At 60.7% G+C, this 2,433-nt stretch carries 2 protein-coding genes; both read left to right on the forward strand.

Going from position 1 to position 2,433, the window contains the following annotated elements; translation table 11 throughout:
- Positions 1–2,113: site-specific DNA-methyltransferase (locus HY699_20475; protein ID MBI4518185.1), on the forward strand; the 2,113-nt coding region annotated here is incomplete at its 5' end.
- The gene (locus tag HY699_20480) at positions 2,110–2,331 is read left to right on the forward strand and encodes a hypothetical protein (protein ID MBI4518186.1); all 222 of its coding nucleotides are present in this window, start codon (positions 2,110–2,112) and stop codon (positions 2,329–2,331) included. The genes HY699_20475 and HY699_20480, both read left to right, overlap by 4 nt.
- The last annotated feature ends 102 nt before the right edge of the window (positions 2,332–2,433 follow it).

Genomic DNA, 2,433 nt, shown 5'->3' on the forward strand with positions numbered 1-2,433 from the left:
ACACCGGTCCCGATCCACCGCGCTGACCGGTGGCGGCGCAGCCGGTTCCCACCCCGCTGATCCGTCGCTCCGTCTCGGTGGCCCGGTCGCAACCGATCGCCCCGGAAAAATCGAGCTATGCATGCTCACCGGAAGGACACAGAACGGCCCACTACGCCGCGAGATCGAAGCCGCCGGTGGTCTGAAGCTCGTCTACATCGATCCGCCGTTCGACGTCGGTGCCGACTTCTCTGTCAACATCGACGTCGGCGACGAGACCCTCACGAAGGAGCCGAGCGTCATCGAGGAACTTGCTTATCGTGACACGTGGGGCAGGGGGTTGGACTCTTACTTCTCGATGTTATCCGAGAGGCTTTGGCTGATTAAGGGCCTGCTTGCGCGGGAGGCAGTTGTGTATGTTCAGGTCGGCCCCAATGTCTCCAGCTTTGTGCGTGCGATCTGCTCAGAGGTGTTCGCTGACAGCACAGTTTCGGGTGACATCGTCTGGAAGCGAACCACTGCGCACGGTGATAGCCACTGGTGGGGGACAGTGCACGACGTAATTCTGTATTGCGCGTTTGGAGATTCCTACACGCACAACCTTCAGCACCGTCCGTACTCGGAAGAATACCTCAAGAGCCACTACAATCAGGAGGATGCGGAAACGGGTCGACTCTTTCGGACAGGCGATCTGACCGCTGCAGGGTTTCGAAAAGGCGAGACGGGCGAACCTTGGCGAGGATTCGATCCCAACACAATTGGGCGACATTGGGCGAAGAGGCCATCCGAACTTGATGTCCTCGATAGACAAGGGCGGATCTTCTGGCCGAAGAGCGGAGGGTGGCCAGCGTACAAGCGATACCTCGATGAGATGCCCGGCATGATCATTGGCAATGTCTGGGACGACATCCCTCCGGTCAACTCACAGGCGAAAGAAGACACGGGGTACGACACTCAAAAGCCAGAAGCTCTGATCGAGCGCGTCATCAAGGCATCCTCGATCGACGGCGACCTCGTCGCCGATTTCTTCTGCGGCTCGGGCACGACTCTCGCCGTGGCAGAGCGGCTCGGTCGGAAGTGGATCGGTTGCGACCTCGGGCGCTTCGCGATTCACACGACGCGGAAGCGACTCATCGGCGTGCAGCGTGAGCTGAAGGCGGCGCGCAAGCCGTATCGCAGCTTCGAGATCCTCAACCTTGGCAAGTACGAGCGCCAGTACTTCGTGGGCATCGACCCGACGCTGCCCGAGGAACAGCGCCGGGCACAGACGATCCAGCGCGAGGAGCATTACCTGACCTTGATCCTCTCGGCGTACAAGGCCGAGCGCGTCTTCCAGACGCCGCCGTTCCACGGCAAGAAAGGCGCGACCATGGTGGTGGTCGGCCCGATCGACGCGCCGGTGACGCTGGCGCAGGTCAATGAGGTCACTGCCGAGTGCCGCCGCAAGAAGATCAGCAAGGTCGACGTCCTCGGCTTCGAGTTCGAGATGGGCCTCACGCCCGCGGTGCAGGATGAAGCGCGTGCGAAAGGCGTGAGCCTGAGCTTGAAGTACATTCCGAAGGACGTCTTCGACAAGCGCGCCGTCGATCGCGGGCAGGTGGTGTTCTACGATGTCGCCTATGTCGAGGTGCTTCCAAAAGTGAAGGGCTTGAAGGCGACGGTCACCCTCAAGGACTTCGGCGTCTACTACCGGCAGGACGACTTGAACGCGCTCGGCGAGAAGCTCAAGCCCGGCGGCAGCAAGGTCACCGTCGAGAGCGGGCAGGTGGTCAAGATCGGTAAAGACAAGCAGGGTAAAGTCACCCGCGAGGTGCTGACGAAGAAGTGGACCGACTGGATCGATTACTGGGCGGTGGATTTCGACTACGAGAACCGCCGCGAGATCATCCGCGTGGTGGAAGCCCCTCACCCCAACCCTCTCCCCCAAGGGGGCGAGGGAGTTGAAAAGGAAGTCTGGACCGGCAACTACATCTTCGAAAACGAGTGGCAGAGTTTTCGAACCCGCAAGAACCGCACGCTGGAGCTGACCAGCGCCGAGCACGAGTACCCCAAGGCCGGCCGCTACAAGATCGCGGTGAAGGTGATCGACATTTTTGGAAACGACACGACCAAGGTCGTTGAGGTGAAGGTGTGAAGCTTGCCCTTCCATCGATTCGGCACGACCAAGAGGGGTTTGCCGCGCTGATCGGCGTGGCTGAGAAAACCGAGGCTTGCGAGTTTGCCGATGTCGAGATCGACATGGCGCACGCCAGTTGGTTCGATGCCGACATGTGCGCCGCGTTTGGGGCCATTCTCTATCGGTTGGGGAGACGGCTGAACGACGTGTGTTGCCGGCGGTCTGAATCCGCGTAAATCTGGCGAAGTCATTTGAGTGCGTTTGGGCGAAGTGCATCGCGAAGATGGCGGCGGATGGTGGCGGGATCGCGATCGTCCATGGCGGCCTGCGTGGTCAGG

This window comes from Deltaproteobacteria bacterium, assembly GCA_016210005.1.
Classification (GTDB): domain Bacteria; phylum Desulfobacterota; class Binatia; order HRBIN30; family JACQVA1; genus JACQVA1.